Annotated in this window: 3 protein-coding genes and 2 pseudogenes; 4 read left to right on the top strand and 1 reads right to left on the bottom strand. The window is 43.8% G+C overall.

Going from position 1 to position 2626, the window contains the following annotated elements; all coding sequences use genetic code 11:
• Positions 1–345: hypothetical protein (locus tag AC1DWN_RS31880; protein WP_477562863.1), on the top strand; the 345-nt coding region annotated here is incomplete at its 5' end.
• A gap of 109 nt (positions 346–454) precedes the next feature.
• Complete coding sequence (locus AC1DWN_RS31885) at positions 455–1459, top strand: aldose epimerase family protein (protein ID WP_477562864.1); 1005 nt, start codon at positions 455–457, stop codon at positions 1457–1459.
• Positions 1460–1549: 90 nt separating this feature from the next.
• Here the strand turns inward: AC1DWN_RS31885 and AC1DWN_RS31890 are convergent.
• A pseudogene (locus AC1DWN_RS31890) lies at positions 1550–1651 on the bottom strand (carbohydrate ABC transporter permease); the annotation flags it as partial.
• 145 nt (positions 1652–1796) lie between these two features.
• Between AC1DWN_RS31890 and AC1DWN_RS31895 the strand changes: the two are divergent.
• Positions 1797–2261 (top strand): hypothetical protein, encoded by a 465-nt coding sequence (locus AC1DWN_RS31895; RefSeq protein WP_477562865.1) that lies wholly within the window; start codon positions 1797–1799, stop codon positions 2259–2261.
• Positions 2258–2626 (top strand): annotated as a pseudogene (locus AC1DWN_RS31900) (AIM24 family protein); the annotation flags it as partial. The gene AC1DWN_RS31895 and the pseudogene AC1DWN_RS31900, both read left to right, overlap by 4 nt.

Consider the following 2626-nt stretch of genomic DNA (forward strand, 5'->3'; position numbering starts at 1 on the left):
CTCGAGCGGAATGTATATGAGGATTTCGAACTGGAGTCAGATGTATTGTACTTCAAAATCGGTATTCAAGGACTCGTTAGCTTCCACGGCAGAAACTATAACATAAAGAAAAGAATGTCTGCCGAACAGATCGAGCAGCTGACCTTTGAAAGCAGCTTCTACCCGATCAGTTCAAATTGTTATATTAACATTAGCAAAATCAAGACAATTGCCAACGGTATCATCCATTTCGGTACAGATTGCTCCGATTCCAAGCAAGTCACCGTAAATCGCCGTAAACAATACGTCATCCAACAGCTTTTCTCGCAACGTTCACTTAATAAGGATTTGCGCATAACTCCATAAGTAACAAACAACCGCCTTATTCCACCTTATAGAGTGGAATAAGGCGGTTGTTTGTTAGGCTTTGTCCTGCTATTCTTAAAATGAATCATTACTTATTAGGAGGATTTCCATGTCTACACAAGGACAAGCATTTGAACAATCATTCCATGATGAACAAGCCGTATGGCTAAGATGGGGCGCATACGAAGCAGTCGTACTACCCAATGTTGGTGCTAATCTCATCGCTTTCCGTGATACTGAAAACAACTATACATTTCTCCGTGAGCCTTCAGCGGATGAGATGAATACCTTTAGAGCAAATCCCGGTGTGCATGGTATCCCTATCCTGTTTCCTCCAAATCGTTATGAGGATGGTACATTCACTTGGAACGGAAGAACCTATACATTCCCTGTAAACGAACCAAGAACCGGCAATCATTTGCATGGCTTTTTACATACCGCCGATTGGTCAGTTGAGGATTTCGGAAGCAATAAAACCGAGAGCTACGTTTCTCTCATAATTACCGTCGATGAAAGTCATCCTATTTACACTTATTTGCCGCATCTTTTCACAATAAAGCTGCGTTATTCATTAAGTAACTCCGGTTTGCTTCAGCATGTAATCGTTCAAAATGAAGGAACCGATGCAATGCCATGCTTAATCGGATTCCATACATCCATTAATGCGCCGTTTGCACCCAACAGTACATCCGACGATTATCGCTTTACACTAACAACTGGTAAACGGTGGGAAATGAGTGAGCGGATGCTGCCTACCGGCAACTATCAACCGCTAGTCGCCGATGAAGAGGCGATGAAATCTACGGGCATTTCACCATTCTGGGAGTCTATGGATAACCATTACACGACCGAGCCGCAAAATGGCCGCAATGCTATGGTTCTCACCGACATCCGTAATAAGGTAACACTCGTTTATGACATCGGCACCGCCTACAAGCAATGGATGATTTGGAACAACAAAGCGACGCCTGGCTTCTTCTGCCCAGAGCCGCAGCTTAATCTCGTCAATGCACCCAATGTTGATTTGCCTGCTGAGCAAATCGGACTTGTTTCCCTTGAACCGGGCGGCATTTGGGAAGAAACTAGCCGCATATATGTGAGAAAGCAAGCCTAGAGTTTCGATCGAAGTCGTTTAAATCTAATAGCTATGAAAATAAAAGAAGCGGTTAGCGGGATATCACTCCTGCTTAACCGCTTTATTTACCTATTCTTTAACACTGCCTATAGTCATTCCCTTAACGAAGTACCTCTGCAGAAACGGATAAACCAGCATTATCGGAAGAGCCCCTAAAAAAATCTGACAAGCAATTAGCTCAGACTCCAAGATAATAGGAGCTCCTTCAGCGGTTGATTTTAATCATTTTTTGTCAGGGCATAGATGACTATTGTCGGGAAAGGCTGTAAAATGTAAGCATGACTCCTATTGTGTCGAGTATTGAAAGGAGATTAACATGCCAACTATTATAGCCAAATTAACCGCACTAATCGCTTTCTTAATCCTACTTCTCATTGTCATCCCTGGACCGACTGCTGAAGCAGGCTTCTTTGATCGAATTAAAGATATTTACAATACACCTGAGAAAATCAGTGAGCTGGAGCAGCAATACCTGGATGCAAAGCAAGCGCTCGTTGAGCAGCAGGAGAAGCTGGCAGAGTCACTTCGGGCCGCTGAGGAATATGCAAGGGCGCAGCAAGAGCTGATGGACCAAAACGAGCAGCTTAGCGCTCAGAATGCGAGTTTGCAAGCCGAGATAGAACAGATACAGCAGCAAAAGAAATCTTTTGTAAGTAGGCTTATCAACATCGGAATCATTGTTGCAGTTATTATAGCGGCTTACATCATATCTGTTCGTCTCTGGCGTTATACAACATGGCGCAAGCAGCRCAAAGCCGTACAGAGAGGAATTAGCGGATGAATATAACCGTCCCCTCGCAGATTGGACATGTTCATATTACACTTGCAGACAAGGACAAGCTCCATGTTCTGCATCCCAAATCTATTATCGCTTACCAAGGGGCTCCGCAGCATCGTGAGGATCGCCTAATGGATTTGGCCGGCGTTTACCGCAAGAAGAAATGGATTCGTTCCCTTCTAACTGGCCCATCTGAGTTCATTCTAGGCTTGCCTGCAGGCTGCTCACTTGAGACGATTCATATTAGCGAGAAAAGCGACCTTCTGTTCGACTTCCGACATATTATTTTCTTCTCTGACATGATGACAATGAAATCAGTAGTCCAAAAAATGAAAAACGTGTGGATTACGAAGGAATTGGTACGAATG

The organism is Paenibacillus sp. P4_A7 (assembly GCF_056402455.1).